Raw genomic sequence first — 17,548 nt, 5'->3', positions numbered from 1 at the left:
GGTCGGCTTGCTTTCACAGCTTGGAAGATTCAGCTTCAATTTGGGCTAGTTTGAAGCAAGAGCCTGCTTGCAAATAGTTTGAATTGATTTACAATAGAAACGGAGTCTCTGACTGACTCAATTGTGATGTCATCAAGAAAGACAGTGATCAGTTATGAAGCAACTAAGACGATTTAAGTTTATTGGTGGAAGGTTGATCAAAACCGGAATCGCGGTGTTTGCCGCCGCGAGCCTGTGCCAGCTTTTCGGACTGTCGGCTGTTTTTGCCGTCATCATTGCGATTGTCACCATTGAGCCGACGGTGTCGGCTTCGATAAAAAAAGGAATCGTTCGGCTTCCGGCAGCTCTGATCGGGGCGAGCCTGGCGATGACCTTTGTCTATTTTTTCGGCTATAGCCCGGTTACCTATACGTTGGCAACGGTCAGCACGATTTTTGTTTGCCATAAATTAAGGCTGCAGGCCGGTACGTTGATTGCGACTGTAACAGCGATCGCAATGATTCCGATTACTCAGGATCATTACTTGCTTGCCTTTTTTGAGCGGGCGGGGACGACGACGATTGGGTTGACGGTGTCGACGCTCGTTAATTTTCTCATTCTGCCGGCGAATTATATTACAGAAATTAAAGTACGCAATGACAAACTGTTTGATGAAACAGCTAAGCTTTTCGAGCTGCGCTGTAAAGAAGTGATTGACAAGCAGCGAAGTTCATCAAAAGACAGTCAGAAGATGCACCGTCAGCTAACAAGTCAATTGGGCAAATCATTTCAGCTATGCCAGTATCAACGCGAAGAATGGAAATTTCATCGTTATAAAACAGGGGAGCTGCGAATTTTTTTTCATGAATATCGCAAGCTGGAACATCTCCAGCAAATTCAGTTTCATCTGGCAAATGTCCTCTCCCTTCCGCTTGGCAATCTGGCTTTTTCGCCGGAAAAAAAGCAGCTTTTGCTGCAGACAATCGACTCAACCGCCGCTATTTTGCGGACGAAGGATCACTATATTCCTGCAGAGCATTATGAGCTGATCGAGCAGCTTGATCAGCATTTTTGGTATTCAAAACATGAAGCGGCCGTCCCTTTGGCAAAGGCTTTTCATCATCATTTTTCTGCGGAGACGATTTTGCTGTATGTGATTCTCTCGATTCATGATGTCTTGGAAGAGCTGGAGCGGATGGCGCGCAAAGCAGAGAAACGAAACAGAGAAGAGCTACAGGCGTTTTCAGCTGAGGACAGCTAGCCGAGCTGTTGGAATTTTCTGATTGCCTTTTTTATTGCGGTGTGGTACAACTACTTGTAGACAAAATAATTATATTGATCATCACTACTAGGGGTGCTTTTGTTAAAAGCTGAGAGAGACGGCTGTCTTAACCCTTATAACCTGATCTAGTTCGTACTAGCGGAGGGAAGAAGTGTGGAACGAGTTCTTTGGACAGAATTGATCTGTTTGTGATAGACGTGAACCACTTCTCTTGTCAGGGGTGGTTTTTTGTTTTGTCTAAATAAGAGAGGAGGGAATGATGTGACGACGATCGCTGAATTGCTTTCGAAAGTAGAGGAGCGGCGGGAGGAACTGATTGAGCTGGCCAAAACGCTCATTTCCTTTGAAACGCCTGCACCACCGGCGCGGAATACGAAAGAGGCGCAGGCTTTTGTTGCTCGTTTTTTGGAAGAACACGGCTTTTCGATTGAGATGTGGGACGTCTATCCAGGCGATCCAAATGTCATCGGCATTCGAAAAGGAACAGAAGCGGAGGCGCATAAGAGCTTAATTGTGAACGGTCATATTGATGTCGCCGAAATCAGCCCGGATGAAAAATGGGAGCTTGATCCGTTCACGCCGTTTGTACGCAACGGACGGTTATATGGCCGGGGTGCGGCGGATATGAAGGGCGGTCTGGCCGGGGCGTTATTCGCGGTCTCGTTGCTTGATCAAGCTGGAATCGCCTTGCCGGGCGACTTGATTTTTCAGTCGGTGATCGGTGAAGAGGTTGGCGAGGCCGGGACACTGGAATGCTGTAAGCGAGGCAGCACGGCGGATTTTGCGGTTGTTGTCGACACGAGCGACCTCCATATTCAAGGGCAGGGCGGCGTAATTACCGGATGGATTACGGTGAAAAGTGAAAAGACCTACCATGATGCGACACGACGGCAAATGATTCATGCCGGCGGCCAGGTTGTTGCCGCGAGTGCAATTGAAAAGATGATGAAGCTCATTAGCGGTTTACAGGAGCTGGAGCGCCATTGGGCGATTACGAAAAGCTATCCCGGCTTCGCGCCAGGCGCAAATACGATTAATCCGGCTGTGATTGAAGGGGGCCGGCATGCCGCTTTTATTGCCGATGAATGCCGGCTCTGGATTACGGTGCATTTCTATCCAGATGAAACGCATGAAGAGGTGGCGCGTGAGATTGAAGAGCATCTGGTAAAGGTCGCAAGCGGCGATGTCTGGCTGCGCGACAATCCGCCGACTTTTTCGTGGGGCGGCAGCTCAATGATTGAAGATCGTGGCGAAATTTTCCCTTCGCTTGAAATTGATCCGGCTGACCCGGGCGTCCGGTTGCTCGCGGCGTCGCATCAAACGGTTATTGGCCGTGAAGCGGAAATCGATGTCAGCCCGACAGTGACCGATGGCGGCTGGCTTGGTGAGGCGGGAATTCCGACTGTTATTTATGGGCCGGGAGATTTGATGAATGCGCACGCTGTTAACGAAAGCGTCGCGGTGGAGCAGCTCGTCGACTACACGAAGGTTTTATTGCAATTTATCTATCAATGGACGCACGAGAAGAAGTAGACAAGGAGTGGAGAGAAAACGATGAAAAAATGGATCATAGCGAGTTTGATGACAGCAAGTATGATGTTGCTGGCAGCGTGCGGAGGAGAGGAGCAGGCGCCAACTGAAGAGGCGGCAGAAGGGCAAAGTCCAGAAGCCGGGCAGGAAGCTGAGCTGGCCAAAATTGATATTATGCTTGACTGGTACCCGAATGCGGTGCACAGCTTCCTCTATGTCGCCCAGGATCAGGGATTCTTTGAGGAGGAAGGACTTGATGTGGAGATTCATTTTCCAACGAACCCGACCGATCCGATCAATTTAGCTGCTGCCGGGCAAATGACGCTTGGCATCACCTACCAGCCGGATGTTGTTGTCGCCCGCGCAACGCAGGACGTTCCGGTCAAGGCTGTGGCGGCGATTGTCCGCTCGCCGCTTAACCATGCTGTCTTTTTGGAGGATAGCAGCATTCAATCACCGAAGGATTTAGAAGGAAAGCAGGTTGGCTATCCGGGCATTCCGTTGAATGAGTCGATTTTAAAAACAATTGTCCAGCACGATGGTGGAAATCCTGATGATGTGCAAATGATTGATGTCGGATTTGAATTAGGGTCATCGATTGTAAGCGGCCAGGTGGATGCCGTGCTGGGGGCGTACATCAATCATGAAGTGCCGGTGCTGCGGCATAATGGCTATGAAACCCGCTATTTTAATCCGGTCGACTACGGAGTGCCAAGCTATTATGAGCTTGTCGTCGTCACGAACGATCAGACTTGGCAGGAGCGTGAGGCGGATATTGCTGCTTTCTGGCGCGCCGCAACAAAAGGGTATCAATATATGACCGAGCAGCCGGAGGAAGCGTTAGCGATTCTCTTCGCAGAACAGGATGAAGCGAATTTTCCTTTAATTGAGGAAGTCGAGCAGGAAAGCCTCGACATTCTTTTACCGAAAATGGCCTCTGACTCAGGCTTCGGCAGCCAGGACGAAGCCGCATGGCAGGAAACGATTGACTGGATGCTCGATTATGAGTTGATTGAACAGGCTCCAGAGCTTGCTGATATCTATGTAAATTTGGCAGAAGAGTGATGCCGGGAGTTTAACGGACCGTGGACAAGCGCCGGGGCAGTTTCAAAAGGGAGATGAACCTTTTGGGAACAGCCTTTCGGGCGCTTTTTTTTCTAAGAGGGCAATCCGATGTTGCTTACGGAGAGGGAACAGTCCTGTGCCTTGTTGCGATAAACCCGTAAAAGACGTTTAACAAGCCTGTTGGCGGTGAATAAGCGTTAATGGAGGTGTTTTGGATGAAATATTTGTTAATAATGGTGCTGATTGCCGTAAGCGTGGCGTGTTCAAGCACCGGACCTGAGGAAAGTGGCAGCGAACCGATGCAAGAGGACGCGGCTGAAGCAAATGGCGGGGAGACTGAGCAGGCAGAAGAGGGTGAGCCGGTTGAAGTGATCGCCGAGCAGCTGGAGGTGCCGTGGGCGATTGCAAAATCAGGAGAGACGATCTTTGTAACCGAGCGTAATGGAAGCATTGTTACGATTGAAGAGGGACAAGAAGAAAGAGCGGATGTCGTGCTTGAGCATGAAGTGCTGGCAGAAGGAGAAGGTGGTCTGCTTGGCTTTGTGCTGTCGCCGGATTATGCCGAGGATGGCCGTGCTTTTGTTTATCATACGTATGAGGAAGATAATGAAATCTTGAATCGAATTGCGGTCATCAGCCAGTCAGAGGATGGACAGTGGATAGAGGAAGAAGAGCTGCTTGCCGGGATTCCAGGCGGAACCATTCACAATGGCGGTCGGCTGGCGCTTGGACCGGATGAAAAGCTGTACGCGACAACAGGGGATGCCGGGATCGAGGAGCTGGCGCAGGAGCGTGAGGCGATGGCGGGAACGATTCTTAGGCTTGAGCTTGATGGAACGGTTCCGGAAGACAATCCATGGGAAGATTCCTATGTCTATTCCTATGGTCACCGCAATCCGCAAGGGCTGGCCTGGGATGGAGCCGGGACGCTTTACAGCAGCGAGCACGGCTCAAACGCGCATGATGAAATCAACCTGATCGAACCGGGCGCCAATTACGGCTGGCCGATCGTCAGAGGTGATGAGACGGAAGAAGGCTTGAGCGCTCCTCTAATTCATTCCGGTGAAGACACATGGGCTCCTTCGGGAGTGGCTATTGCCGGAGATGTCCTGTATGTAGCCGGACTCCGCGGGGAAGGAATTTACGCCCTCAACCTGGAGACGGCCGAGTTTACGACATGGCTTGAAGGCTATGGGAGAATTCGTGATCTCTTTGTTGACGGGCAGTCGCTCTATTTTATGACGAATAATCGTGATGGAAGAGGAGTTTCGCAGGATTCTGACGATTATGTAATAAAAGTTGACCTTGAACAGCAAGAAAGATAGATGCAATAGTTAGAAAAATCAATTATGCTGGAAAGGAGTGGATAAGAAGGAAAAGGAGAGATTATGATGCGATATAAGCAGTTGGGGAAAAGCGGTCTGTTAGTGTCTGAGCTCTGCCTTGGGACGATGACGTTCGGCAATGAAGTCAATGAGGCAGATTCAATTGAAATGATCCATCGTTTTCTTGATCGTGGCGGCAATTTTCTTGATACCGCCGATGTGTATGTCAAAGGAGAATCAGAGCGTATTGTCGGCAAAGCGATCAAAGACAGACGCAGTGAAGTCGTACTGGCGACAAAGGTCAGGATGCGCGTCGGTGAAGGGCCGAATGATTTCGGTTATTCCCGTCACCGGATCATGGAAGGAGTCGACCAGAGCCTGAGGCGGCTCGAAACGGATTATATTGACCTTTACCAGCTCCATGTATGGGATAATCTTACGCCGATTGAAGAAGCAGTGCGCGCCCTCGATGATCTTGTCCGGTCCGGGAAGGTACGCTACATCGGCTGCTCTAATTTTTTGGCGTGGCAAATGATGAAAGCTTTGTCGTACAGTGAATTTCACAACCTGGCCCGCTTTATTTCGATTCAGCCGCAGTACAGCCTGATCAATCGCGAAATTGACCGGGAGATGCTTCCGCTTTGCAAAGAAGAAACCGTCGGCGTGATTCCGTGGGCTCCTCTCGGCGGCGGCTTTTTAACAGGAAAGTATCAAAAAGGGGAAACCCCTGCATCGGGCCGGCTGTCGAGAGGCGTAGGCGAATCGAGCTGGGAAAAGCGCGCGCTTGAGAAAAACTTTACGATCCTTGAGGAGGTTTGTGACGTAGCGGCCGAGACCGGTAAAACGCCGGCCCAGGTTGCGCTCAACTGGCTGCTGCAAAAGGAAGAGATCACCTCCCCTATTTTCGGAGCGACAAGCTTTGATCAATTTGAAGAAAACATCGGCAGTATTGGCTGGCAGCTCACTTCTGAACAATGGCAGAAGCTTGATGAGGTCAGCAGGCTGCCGAGTGAATATCCACAGCGTTTTCTTGAAAAGTTCGCCCGCTAACTGAGCAACTGTCAGCGGCCATCGTTCCGTTCTAACTGTTTTTTAGTCTTTCTACATATAGATAAGTAATGGCATGTGGTCAGCTATGAAGAAAGGGTGGTAATGATGAGCGAAGAAGCAAAAAGGCGAGTAAAGCAACAATTCAGCCGAAATGCGAATGAGTATGTGAAGAGCCGGTCGCACGCCCAAAGCAGTGACCTGGATCAATTGCTTGAATGGCTTCAGCCAGATGACGCGGCGATCGCGTTGGACATTGCGACAGGTGGGGGACATGTGGCGAAAAAGCTGGCGCCAGCAGTGACACAGGTTGTCGCCGCCGATTTGACAGAGGGAATGCTCGCTAATACGAGACAGCATTTACAGCAGATCGGAAATATCTTCTATGTCTTGGCCGATGCCGAAGCGCTGCCGTTTTTGGAACAGAGCTTTGACATTGTCACATGCCGCATCGCCCCGCACCATTTCCCGGATCCGGAAGCTTTTGTGAGAGAGGCAGAGCGAGTGCTGAAGCCGGGCGGCCGCTTCCTGCTTATCGACAATGTAGTGCCGGACGATGACCAGTTGGCAACCTTCATGAACACATTTGAAAAAAAGCGTGACCATAGCCATGTCCGCTGCTTATCTGTGAAAGAATGGAGCAGCTTGATTGACAGCGCACAGCTCGTTGTCACGCGGAAAGAGCTGAAAAAGAAAACGTACGACTATCCTGTATGGGTGAAAAGAACGACGGAGAACGCGGAGCAAGTATATGAGGTCAACCGTTATATTGAGGCAGCGGATCCGGTTTGCAAGTCATATTATCAAGTTCAGGAAGAAGGCGGAAACATTCGAGCGGTTACGGTTGACGAAATGGTGCTTATGGCTGAAAAAAGTTAGTAGTAGAGGAGGGGGACACTGCTCGAGGAAACAGTTTCATACAAGTTTGTTGAGGGAGGACTCTTATGATTTATCATCAGGAGTCCTTTTTGGTACGTAGCTTTTCAAGCAATCGGAAGTAGCCTTCGTCTGTTCCAATATCAAAGCGCTCTCCTAACCCTCCCTGTCCATAGCTGATTGTCTTTTGCAACATACTCTTTATGGCATCGGTTAGTTGATATTCACCTTTGCTATCTGGTTTTACTTTTTTTAAAAATGAGAAAATCTCTGGATGAAAAATATAACGACCAATTACTGCTAAATTTGATGGAGGCGATGAGGAAGGTTTTTCGACAATATCAAGGAGTTCATACAGGTTTTCTTCCACTTTCCTCTCTTTAATGACACCATATTGATGTAACCATTGCTCCGCAACCGTTTCAACTCCAATCACATTTGCTTGTCTTGTTTGATAGGTCTTCATTAACAATGGTAGACCGTGCTCTTTCTTGACGAAGACATCGTCCGGTAACAGAACGGCGAAAGGCTGATCAGCAATAAATGGTTCTGCGAGTGAGAGGGCACCCCCTAGGCCCGTAGCGAAAGGCTGGCGAATATATTGAATATGAATCGGAGGAAGAAACAAATCCTTAAGTAGATCATGTTTGTTCGTTTTCTTCAAAAAATATTCCAATTCAAGCGAACGATCGAAATAATCCATAATCATGTTTTTGTTTCGGGAGACAATGATTAAGATTTCTTTAATTCCGGCTGTAAGCGCTTCCTCTACTACGTAGTGAATAGCGGGTTTTCCGTGAATTGGAAACATTTCTTTCGGAATGACTTTCGTAATCGGGAGGTTTCTTGTGCCATAACCTGCGGCAGGAATGACTGCTTTTTTTATTGTCATTTATATTTCCCCCTCTATAATCGTCTGGCTGTATCTATACAATTTATCGTATTCAATACACAGTTTAAAGGAATTTGTCCGCAAAGAAACGGGCGTTGTGGAACGTTATTGCTAGGTATTTGTTTGATCTTATGTTCTTTTCTCACCACCTTCCACCTGTTCCAATAAGATAATACAACCATAGAAAAGAAGGTCACGTTGAGGAAGGAGTAGTCCTATGAATGTGGGTGTCATTGGCGCGGGATACGTGGGATTAACAATTTCAGCGGTATTCGCAAAATGGGGACATGATGTGTATTGTGTTGAAAAAGAAGATGAAAAAGTGGAAGATTTAAAAGCGGGTCGAATCCCGATCTATGAACCGGGCCTGGAAGAATGGATCAAAGAAAGTCTAGAAAAAGGGAAGCTCGTCTTTACGACTGATTTAGCGGAAGCGGTAAAGGCGTGTCACCTGCTTTTTATTGCAGTTGGGACGCCAGAGGGACCAAATGGAGAACCTAATTTGGATTTCATCGAGCAGATTATAAATGAGCTTGTCCCTCTCATAACTCAACCTAAGATAATTGTAACGAAGAGTACTGTACCAATTGGAACAAATGAATGGATTAAAAATAAGCTCATCCATGCAGGGGTACGATCTCAGTTTATTACTGTCGTTTCTAATCCAGAGTTTCTTCGGGAAGGTACCGCCATTCACGACATGTGTCAACCGGATAAAATTATTATTGGAACGGATCAAGTAGAGGCCGTTGAGCAATTGAAGGAGTTATACCAGGAAATAAATGCGCCTTATCTAATAACGAGTTTGGCTGGGGCAGAAATGATTAAGTATACAGCCAATTCATTTTTAGCCATGAAGATCTCCTTTATAAATGAAATAGCTAGAATTTGTGATGCTTATCAAGTAGATGTCACAGAGGTAGCAAAAGGAATAGGCATGGATCCTCGAATCGGCTCATCATTTTTACAAGCAGGATTGGGATATGGTGGTTCTTGCTTTCCAAAGGATGTGAAAGCACTTGAGTATGCAGCAAAACAAAAGGAGATTACCCCCCACCTTTTGCAAGCGACACAGCTGATTAATGAAGAGCAGCTAAGCCTTTATTGTCAGAAACTCAGAAAGTCCTTGACGAATTTTCCGGACGTTTCAATTGCGGTATGGGGTGCCACATTTAAACCGAATACAGACGATATTCGTAACTCTCAAGCGGTAAAGCTAATAAACCTACTGACTAGGAAAGGATGTAGGGTTCATGTATATGATCCTGTAGCCTCCATTTCCATACAAGAAGTGACAGTTCATTCCTCCATTTATGAGTCAATAAAAGGCAGAGATGGGTTAGTGATTGCGACAGAATGGGAGATGTTTCATACGGTTGATTGGACACTGATTTCGAAATGGATGAAAGGAAAGGTTGTACTCGATTGTCGTAATGTCATTGACCCTTTACTGCTTAAAGAGCATGGATTCGAGTATGTGGGAGTGGGGCGACCATGAAAATTATCGTAACAGGGGCTGCTGGTTTTATTGGTTCAAGTCTTTGTGAGGAACTTTTAAAACATGAAGACTGTCAGGTTATCGGTATCGATGCCTTTCTTGGACCAACAAAGCAAACAATCAAGGAGAAGAATCTGAGTCATCTACTGACATCTTCACGCTTTACGTTTTTGAAGGAGAATCTTTTAACCATTCAGTGGGAAAGGATCCTAGAAGGTGTGGATTATATCTATCACCTTGCAGGAATGCCTGGTGTACGGTCGAGTTGGGGAGATGACTTCGCTTTGTATTCCACCTATAATATCGAAGGTACTCAGCGTTTGCTAGAAGCGTGCAAGCAGCAGCCTTCGTTGAAAAATTTAATCTTTGCCTCAACCTCCTCCGTCTATGGTGAAAAAACTGGGAAGGTTAGTGAGAATGCCAAGCTTTCTCCATTATCACCTTATGGAATAACAAAATTAACGGCTGAGCATCTTTGTTATATATATCAAAGAAGTTTTGGTCTACCTGTGACAATCTTGCGTTATTTTACGGTTTATGGACCGAGACAACGTAGCGACATGGCCTTTCATCTATTTATTCAGCAAATGCTTGAAGGGCGAGCGATTACGATTTTTGGAGATGGTTCCCAGACTAGAGACTTTACTTATATTGATGATTGCATTCAAGCAACTGCTGCTGTTATGCATTCGCCGGGTGTTATTGGTGAGGTGATAAATATTGGTGGAAAGGAGCGTGCTTCGATACGGGAAGTTGTTTCGATAATTGAAGATTTGCTCGGTCAGAAGGCAATTATAAAATGGAAGCCTAGTGTGCATGGGGAACCTTCTCAGACTTGGGCCGATATATCGAAAGCAAAAAACTTGCTAGATTATAACCCTTCGACAGATTTGAAAACGGGATTACGTAAAGAAATTGCCTACCTTACAGCTCTCTACATCAAATAAACTTGACTTATATCTAGCCTTCCTATAACTGTTGAACTGGGCCAAAGGCAATCAGGACCTTTGGCCAGCTCCGGGCAACATTAAGGAAGATTGAATGACTCGTTAACGATCAAAATTTTAACCGCTTTTTCTTTTCCTGCGCTGGTTCTGAAGAAGGGTATGAAATAGTTTTGCAGTTGTTGAATCATTGGTATCCCGAATTATTTTTGCTGTCTCTGATTGACTGAAATAAGATTCAGTTTCGCTCATGATTTGACGAACAAGGCTAGATAAGTCTTTTGTACGATTATCGATCGCACGTTGCTTTACTGTTTGCATCATGGTATCTAGTAAGGAGGAGTGGTGAGTAAGTTCTAACAGGAGTAAGGATCTTAGCTTCTCTTCTTTTGTTTTCTTGTTGCTACCTTGTTTGAGGTCGCTAGCTAGCTGTACGTTTGCAGGTGGTAATTCATCTGTGTGGTCGGATGGCTCTATTCCATCTTCATTTGCAAGCATGGTTGTAGTGGTCTCTTCATCATTAATAGGTAAGTCATTTTGCATCTTTCCTTCCAGTTCATTCCAAACGTCGAGGATGTCATTAGCTACTCGTTCCCAGGTATATTTTTCTTCTGCTAAATTTCGGCCCATAGCGCCCATCCGTTGTGCCAAGTGAGGATTTTCGAGCAAAGTTGACAATGGTTCAATGAAAGCGTGTGGGTTATCAGCCTCTTCCACGACAAAGCCATTTTCATTTGGGATGATGACCTCTGGATTGCCCCCACGGGCAGTAGTTACAATTGGTAACCCTGAAGCCATCGCCTCATAATGAACCCGGGCTAGAGGTTCCTGCCATTGGGAAGGACAAACAAAAACGTCTGCCGCCGCAAACCAGCGCTGAATTTCATTAGGCGATACAAACCCTGTGTTAACCACCGGAATCGATAGCTTGGCTGCTAGTGCACGGACATAAGCGACATAATCACTCACTTCATTAACACTAAACCATTTACTCCCAACGAGGACGAGCGCAATATTGGAATGCTCTTTGGCCAATTCATTCATTGCTTGCACAAGAATATCGGCACCTTTATTAGCAGACAGTCGCCCGGCAAAGAGAATCACTTTTTTGTTTACAAGACCGTGCTCTTGCCGGACTTCATTGCGCATCTCTTTAGCCTGACTTGACGTTGGTGGAACGAAGCGACCTAGATCAACTCCAGAATAAATTGTTTTGAGTTTAGGAGCTGCTTCTGGAAACGAGTCAGAAATGGTTTTTCCAACATAATCGCTAACGGTTATGATTTTATCAAGCTCTTGAATGGCGGAAAGGGCTTTTTCTGCTTGAATCTTCTGAGGCGTAAACATGTCATTGTGCATACTTAATACAAGACGTGCATTTGGTGCATGCTCTCTTACAGCGGCTACGAGTCGTGGCCGATTAAAAATGTGTATGATATCAAACGAATTTTCTTGTAAAAATTGGACCACACCTTCTTGGTAGATCTCAAGAAGCTCTCCGGGAATACGAACATAGCGGATTTGATCGACGATTTCTTCATCCGGCAAGCTCTCATCAGGTGTACCGAGAATGGTAAGCTGATATTGTTTACTAAGCATTCGTGAAACGCCATCAATATAGGTTTGGATCGCTCCTCCACGTACTGGCGGAACGGGTAACTTTTCTGTACATATCATGAGAATTTTCATGTAAGATCGACTCCTTTCAAATGCTGTAATTCTTCAAGTGCTGCCCATTTTGATTGTTCTGTTTCATAAATTCTAGTGCAAAGCGCCTCAAGCTCTTGATCTAAGAATAACGTAGGCTCATAAACCATTTCCTTGACATTTTTATAGAATTCATTTGGAAGAGCCATATCAATTAAAAGAATTTCATAAAGTTCCGATTCGATCGGATTTGCCTCATGGTAGGCTTCTATCATACCTGTAATCCATGTTAGATCCCATACGCCCATATCGTCTACGGTACCGGTAATTAATTTTCGTAAGTCACGGATCGGTAGATCATAGGCAACTCCATCAAGATCAATGATCCACATTCCATCTGGGCCCATTTGTCCGTTAGACCAGCCATAATCCTGATGAACAAGTCCCCATTCGTGATCGTTTCTTTCGATTAAAGTCGAGTAAGCTGAGTTGTTTAACTGCTGTAGAGCTTGTTGTGACTGCTCTTCGAATTTATCAATCATTGAAAGAATCGTCTTGCTCGCAGGCATTTCGTCGTACGCTGTGGCAATGTTTTTAAACCATCCCATTTTCTTGATAACTTTTTCATAGGATCTCGGCCAGCGATGAAGGCGTGACGGCTTTTCGGCTCCTTTTGGTGGGAGGTATCCTTTTGAAAGGTGATGAAATTCACCTAGCGCATGACAGAGTGCTTTTGCCCCTTCTAAATCCTTTGACACAGGTGTAAGAGGTTCGATCCATTCCGCTACGAACCAAAGTTTTCCTCCCTTATTAACATGATTCTCCCCTGTAGTTGTCTGAATAATAGCAGGTACTCGTGCGTTTTTTTCATGAACTAAATAATCCTGCGCTCCAAGACTAAATAAACTACGACGTGGTCTGCGGTGGAGAATCTTTAAACTTCGCGGACCATGATTTGTATCTATTTTCCAAATGAGACCACCTTTGTCTGCTTTTGTTGTAATCACTTCCATATTGCTAACAGACATGTCGTAATGTCCTATCACTTCCTGTGCAAGCTCTTCGATATAAGATGGAACGTAAAGTTCTCCTAACGTTTCATCAACATCCCAAGGAATAATTTGTTCTTCTGGCATTGGTTTTCCCCCTAAGCTTCAAAATTCAACCTTTAACATTAACCTATTCCTCATCTAAAAATAGGTATAGTTATCTGCCCAACAATACCATGGTTTCTGAAAATTTGTGAATTAACAGACTGATTTGTCTTGCCATGCATGAAATAAGTTTCGGGTATTCGATTTGAAGGTATTAATTAGGAAGAAAGGTTTGGATGATGGATTTGAGAGGAGAAAACGATGGAGGATATAAAGGATACCCTAAAAGAAGTTGTATTTGCAATATTGCCGATAACAGCGGTTATCATTCTGTTGCAGTTTACGTTAATAGGCCTGCCGTCGGACGTCTTTCTTCAGTTTCTGATCGGAGTGGTCCTCGTCAGCTCCGGATTATTTTTGTTTCTAATCGGGGTACATATCGGTCTGCTGCCGATCGGGGAAATGATTGGTTCGACGTTGCCGAAAACAAATAAAGTATGGCTGATTGTCCTGGTCGGCTTTATTCTCGGCTTCGTCGTTACGGTAGCTGAGCCTGATGTCCGGGTGCTCTCCAGTCAGATTGAGGATGTATCCGGCGGGGATATTTCGCAAATGGTACTGATCTATGCCGTAGCGCTTGGCGTGGCGATTTTAGTTGGGCTGGCGATGCTGCGGATCATTTTCGACATTGATTTAAAGTGGCTTCTCTTTGGAGGATATGCTGCTGTTTTTATCCTTGCCACATTTACAGCCGGCGATTTTGTTCCTATTTCCTTCGATGCAGGTGGGGTGACAACAGGGCCGATGACCGTCCCGTTTATTTTAGCACTCGGGGTAGGTGTTGCCTCGGTATTACGTGGGAAAAGTTCTTCGAGCGATAGCTTTGGACTCGTGGCGCTGGCCTCGATTGGACCGATATTGGCTGTTCTTGTGTTAGGGGTGATTTATGGATGAGCGTCACCATTTTCGAAGGGTTTCATGAGGTGCTGCTTGAGGTGACATTTGCGTTATTGCCGCTGTTAATCTTTTTTGTTGTGTTTCAGGTATTTTTTCTGAAGCTAGAAAAAAAGCGCATCCTCCATATTTTGATCGGAATGACGCTATCCTTTCTCGGATTGGCGCTCTTTCTGCAAGGCGTTCACGTCGGCTTTTTTCCAGCGGGAGAGGTGATAGGAGAGAATCTTGGCGGGCTGTCCTTTAACTGGGTGCTTGTGCCGATCGGCTTTGTCCTCGGTTTTGTTGCGACCTTTGCCGAACCCGCCGTTCGCATTATGAATGAGCAGGTCGAACGGATTTCAGGAGGCTACATTTCAGAGAAAGTGATGCTTTATACACTGTCCATCGGTGTCGGCGTATCGATTGCTTTAGCGATGCTGCGCATTCTTCTCGGTTTTTCATTATGGTATTATCTCATTCCAGGCTATGGCCTCGTGCTGATCTTGATGCTGCTTGTATCAAAAACATTTATTGCCATAGCCTTTGATTCAGGCGGAGTAGCGACAGGTCCGATGACGGTCACCTTTATTTTGGCGATTGCCGTCGGGGTCGCTTCCGTCATTGAAGGCAGAGATCCATTAATGGACGGTTTTGGCATGATCGCCATGGTCGCGTTAGCACCGATTTTGTCAGTACTGCTTTTAGGAATTCTTTATGAACGGAAAGGCAGGGATAAAGATGAAGCCGAGTCAGGCTCATAAATTATTACTAACAATCGTCAAAAAAAGTGAGGCGAAGCTCGTTGTACGTACTGCTAAAGAGGCGGGCGCACGAGGAGCGACCGTTTTATTAGCGAAGGGAAGTGGCATTCATGAGAAAAAAAGCTTTCTCGGGATTCCGCTAAGTTATGAAAAAGAAGTCGTCTTAACGATTGCTCCAGGCCAGGAGATGGAGAAAATTGCTAACTCTGTGACGGAGAAAGTCCAATTGAATCAGTCCGGAAAAGGAATTGGCATGGTCATCAATTTGGAAAACGTATTGGGTATTGTCACTCTTGCGCCGGGGAGTAAGGTTGAGAAACGAGACGAGGAGGAGCAAATAATGTCAGATCCAGCAAAAAAATTTGACCTGATAGTGACAATTGTAAACCGCGGCGATGCCAGCAAAGTGGTTGACGCCTCGCTGGCAGCCGGGGCCGAAGGAGCGACGGTGCTGTCCGGACGGGGCTCCGGCATTCACGAGAAGGCAAAGCTGTTCAACATTCAAATTGAGCCAGAAAAGGAAATTGTGCTGACATTAATTCACCATCAGCTAACGAAGCGCGTTGCTGAAGCAATTGAAACGGGGGTTGAACTCAATCAATCCGGCAAAGGGATCGCCTTCATTCTCGATGTGGAACGGGTGATTGGCATCAATCATCTCATTGAGGAGATCCGGCAAGAGGAGCAGACAAATCGGGAGAAAGAATAGCGCAGTTCTTGCCTTTTCCGCTATACTAAAGGAAGAGTAAGAAAGGAGCGTTTAGATGAGCTTAGATTTTTATCAGGGGGGATCGTTTTGGAAGGTCCCATCTGAATATAAACCGGGCGTTCCATTGACGGATCAGCGGATCACCGAGGTTGAACAGCTTCTTGGAGTATCCCTGCCAAAAGCCTACCTCCGCTATATGCTTGAGCAAAATGGCGGCGAGCTGGCTTATCGCTATGTATTGTTTGAGGATGGGGAGGCAGCGATTATTCCATATTTGTACGAAATGGACACAGCGAGCGGAGTCGGGATGTCGCCGCTATTCCTCGAACAATTCGGGCTGCCGGCAGGACTCGTCCTGCTAACGGGAGATTTTGATTCTTGGCTCGCGCTCGATTACCGGCAACAAACAGAGCCGGAAGTGATTTATCTTACAAATGAGGGAGATCTCGTCTCAGCTCAATGGAAGGAATACCGGCTTGCCCCGAATTTTGAGGAGTTCACCGCCAAGCTGTTTCGGCGCTCGCCATCAAAAGAGGAAAAGAAAGGAGGGACAGCCGAATGAGACCATTGCAAATTTCAGCGGAAACCGCCCAGAAGCTGGCGGAGTCGCTACAGGTTCCAATCGAACAAATCATGCACATGCCCCAGCATATTTTGCTGGCCAAATTGGCTGAGCTGGAGAAGAAAGAGAAGAAGGATGAATAGAGTGGAAATACAACCTTGCTTGCCGTAAAAATTACGGCGAGCTGTTTCTATGAATAATTATCAGAAAAATATAAATTTTTTATTGACAAATGGAATTTTTGCTACTAAACTGAAATCGTATTCAGGAATACGCATTCGGTTTAGCGGTGAAAGGAAAACTTCAAATGAAAATCACAGTTAATGAAATTGCTAAAAGAGCTGGGGTATCCCAATCAACTGTCTCAAAAGTTATGAATAATTATCCTCAAATTAAAGCCTCGACTCGTCAGAAAGTAATGGCGGCGATTGAAGAGCTGAATTTTACGCCAGACCTCATTGCAAGAAGTTTAGTCACGAATAAAACAAAGACAATCGGATTAATTGTCGGTGATATAGCGAACCCTTTTTATTCTGAGACGGCAAAAGTGATTATTAGTCAAGCTAGAGAGAGAGGGTATGATGTCAGCTTGAGTGATACGGATTTTAATACCGACAATTTAAAAGTGTCCGTGAAAAATCTTTTGGCCAGGCGTGTTGACGGGATTTTGATTGCGACAATTGATCGTGACGATTCAGTTGCGACTGATTTGTATAAAACCGGATTCCCGATTGTTTTGTACAATCAAAGGCCCAAATCTAAAGAAATTAATTATGTGAACCTGGATGATGTAATGGGCGCGAAAATGGCTGTAGACCATCTGATTACGTTAGGGCACCGACGGATTTCTTTCATTACAGGTCCTTCGGAAAGATATTCGACGTTCTATTACAGACATCAGGGATTTAAAGCAGCGTTGAATTCACATCATATCGCTTATGATGAAAGTATTGTATATGATGGTGAACTATTTAATGGGGAGCATTTACAATTTGTCCAACGTTTATTGACTAAGGAGGATCGGCCGACCGGCTTTTTTGCTGCTTCCGATGCGATTGCGATTGAGTTGATGAAAGTAGTTGCAAGAAGCGGATTAAGTGTACCCGGTGACGTCTCTATAATTGGCTTCGGTAATTTTGATATTTCCTCCAATCCATTCGTTAATTTAACGACAATTGCCCAAAGAAAAAAGGAAATGGCAAGTGTCGCGTTAGAGAAACTGCTATTGCTTGTTGAAAATGACGAAGAAGAGAAAAAGCAGCCCTATCATATTGTTTTGGAACCTGGTCTTATTGTCAGAAAGACAACAGGAATCAATTACGAGCAATTTTCCCAATGAAATCAAAAGGTACGTAAATAGATTTTTTCGGTTTACGTGCCTTTCATGATAAATTGTTTCTT

17 protein-coding genes and 1 riboswitch are annotated in these 17,548 nt (G+C 45.8%); of the genes, 14 read left to right on the top strand and 3 right to left on the bottom strand.

Annotation, left to right across the window (positions count from 1 at the left end; translation table 11 throughout):
- Positions 1 to 154: 154 nt before the first annotated feature.
- The 6 genes from ABMB67_RS03235 to ABMB67_RS03210 all read left to right on the top strand — a co-directional run bounded on the left by ABMB67_RS03235 (position 155) and on the right by ABMB67_RS03210 (position 7,107).
- On the top strand, positions 155 to 1,240 hold the full coding sequence (locus ABMB67_RS03235; RefSeq protein ID WP_354571085.1) for an FUSC family protein: 1,086 nt from the start codon (positions 155 to 157) through the stop codon (positions 1,238 to 1,240).
- Between the two features lie 79 nt (positions 1,241 to 1,319).
- Positions 1,320 to 1,425, top strand: a riboswitch (TPP riboswitch).
- A gap of 97 nt (positions 1,426 to 1,522) precedes the next feature.
- Positions 1,523 to 2,794, top strand: a complete 1,272-nt coding sequence (locus ABMB67_RS03230; RefSeq protein WP_354571084.1) for an acetylornithine deacetylase — start codon at positions 1,523 to 1,525, stop codon at positions 2,792 to 2,794.
- Positions 2,795 to 2,815: 21 nt separating this feature from the next.
- Positions 2,816 to 3,856, top strand: a complete 1,041-nt coding sequence (locus ABMB67_RS03225; protein ID WP_251222507.1) for an ABC transporter substrate-binding protein — start codon at positions 2,816 to 2,818, stop codon at positions 3,854 to 3,856.
- 215 nt (positions 3,857 to 4,071) lie between these two features.
- Positions 4,072 to 5,181, top strand: coding sequence for a PQQ-dependent sugar dehydrogenase (locus ABMB67_RS03220; RefSeq protein ID WP_354571083.1), 1,110 nt, complete (start codon positions 4,072 to 4,074; stop codon positions 5,179 to 5,181).
- Between the two features lie 66 nt (positions 5,182 to 5,247).
- Positions 5,248 to 6,231, top strand: coding sequence for an aldo/keto reductase (locus tag ABMB67_RS03215; RefSeq protein ID WP_354571082.1), 984 nt, complete (start codon positions 5,248 to 5,250; stop codon positions 6,229 to 6,231).
- Between the two features lie 105 nt (positions 6,232 to 6,336).
- Entirely contained in the window at positions 6,337 to 7,107 is a 771-nt protein-coding gene (locus tag ABMB67_RS03210) for a class I SAM-dependent methyltransferase (protein WP_354571081.1), read from the top strand.
- 76 nt (positions 7,108 to 7,183) lie between these two features.
- On the opposite strand, the gene ABMB67_RS03205 is transcribed toward ABMB67_RS03210, so the two are convergent.
- Positions 7,184 to 7,996 (bottom strand): UTP--glucose-1-phosphate uridylyltransferase, encoded by an 813-nt coding sequence (locus ABMB67_RS03205; protein ID WP_354571080.1) that lies wholly within the window; start codon positions 7,994 to 7,996, stop codon positions 7,184 to 7,186.
- 217 nt (positions 7,997 to 8,213) lie between these two features.
- On the opposite strand from ABMB67_RS03205, the gene ABMB67_RS03200 reads away from it, so the two are divergent.
- Entirely contained in the window at positions 8,214 to 9,494 is a 1,281-nt protein-coding gene (locus ABMB67_RS03200) for a UDP-glucose dehydrogenase family protein (RefSeq protein WP_354571079.1), read from the top strand.
- Entirely contained in the window at positions 9,491 to 10,441 is a 951-nt protein-coding gene (locus tag ABMB67_RS03195) for an NAD-dependent epimerase/dehydratase family protein (RefSeq protein WP_354571078.1), read from the top strand. The genes ABMB67_RS03200 and ABMB67_RS03195 overlap by 4 nt, the downstream gene beginning before the upstream one ends.
- A gap of 117 nt (positions 10,442 to 10,558) precedes the next feature.
- On the opposite strand, the gene ABMB67_RS03190 is transcribed toward ABMB67_RS03195, so the two are convergent.
- Complete coding sequence (locus ABMB67_RS03190; RefSeq protein WP_354571077.1) at positions 10,559 to 12,127, bottom strand: glycosyltransferase family 4 protein; 1,569 nt, start codon at positions 12,125 to 12,127, stop codon at positions 10,559 to 10,561.
- Positions 12,124 to 13,221: a CotS family spore coat protein gene (locus tag ABMB67_RS03185; RefSeq protein ID WP_354571076.1), complete on the bottom strand. Its 1,098-nt coding sequence runs from the start codon at positions 13,219 to 13,221 to the stop codon at positions 12,124 to 12,126. Before ABMB67_RS03185 ends, ABMB67_RS03190 begins: the two co-directional genes overlap by 4 nt.
- 219 nt (positions 13,222 to 13,440) lie before the next feature.
- On the opposite strand from ABMB67_RS03185, the gene ABMB67_RS03180 reads away from it, so the two are divergent.
- The 6 genes from ABMB67_RS03180 (at position 13,441) to ABMB67_RS03155 (ending at position 17,486) form a co-directional block, all read left to right on the top strand.
- Positions 13,441 to 14,133 carry a DUF1538 domain-containing protein gene (locus ABMB67_RS03180; RefSeq protein ID WP_354571075.1) on the top strand — a complete coding sequence of 231 codons (693 nt, stop codon included), beginning with the start codon at positions 13,441 to 13,443 and terminating at the stop codon, positions 14,131 to 14,133.
- The gene (locus tag ABMB67_RS03175) at positions 14,130 to 14,876 is read left to right on the top strand and encodes a DUF1538 domain-containing protein (protein WP_354571074.1); all 747 of its coding nucleotides are present in this window, start codon (positions 14,130 to 14,132) and stop codon (positions 14,874 to 14,876) included. Before ABMB67_RS03180 ends, ABMB67_RS03175 begins: the two co-directional genes overlap by 4 nt.
- Positions 14,830 to 15,585, top strand: coding sequence for a P-II family nitrogen regulator (locus tag ABMB67_RS03170; RefSeq protein WP_354571073.1), 756 nt, complete (start codon positions 14,830 to 14,832; stop codon positions 15,583 to 15,585). The genes ABMB67_RS03175 and ABMB67_RS03170 overlap by 47 nt, the downstream gene beginning before the upstream one ends.
- Before the next feature lie 55 nt (positions 15,586 to 15,640).
- Complete coding sequence (locus tag ABMB67_RS03165; protein ID WP_354571072.1) at positions 15,641 to 16,147, top strand: SMI1/KNR4 family protein; 507 nt, start codon at positions 15,641 to 15,643, stop codon at positions 16,145 to 16,147.
- Positions 16,144 to 16,290, top strand: a complete 147-nt coding sequence (locus ABMB67_RS03160; protein ID WP_251192874.1) for a YycC family protein — start codon at positions 16,144 to 16,146, stop codon at positions 16,288 to 16,290. Before ABMB67_RS03165 ends, ABMB67_RS03160 begins: the two co-directional genes overlap by 4 nt.
- 164 nt (positions 16,291 to 16,454) lie before the next feature.
- Positions 16,455 to 17,486: a LacI family DNA-binding transcriptional regulator gene (locus tag ABMB67_RS03155; protein WP_354571071.1), complete on the top strand. Its 1,032-nt coding sequence runs from the start codon at positions 16,455 to 16,457 to the stop codon at positions 17,484 to 17,486.
- Positions 17,487 to 17,548: the final 62 nt, after the last annotated feature.

Source organism: Halalkalibacter oceani, from assembly GCF_040544555.1.
Classification (GTDB): Bacteria; Bacillota; Bacilli; order Bacillales; family Bacillaceae_D; genus Halalkalibacter; species Halalkalibacter oceani.
The sequence above is the reverse complement of the archived record's forward strand: the minus strand, read 5'-3'. Positions and strand labels throughout refer to the sequence as shown.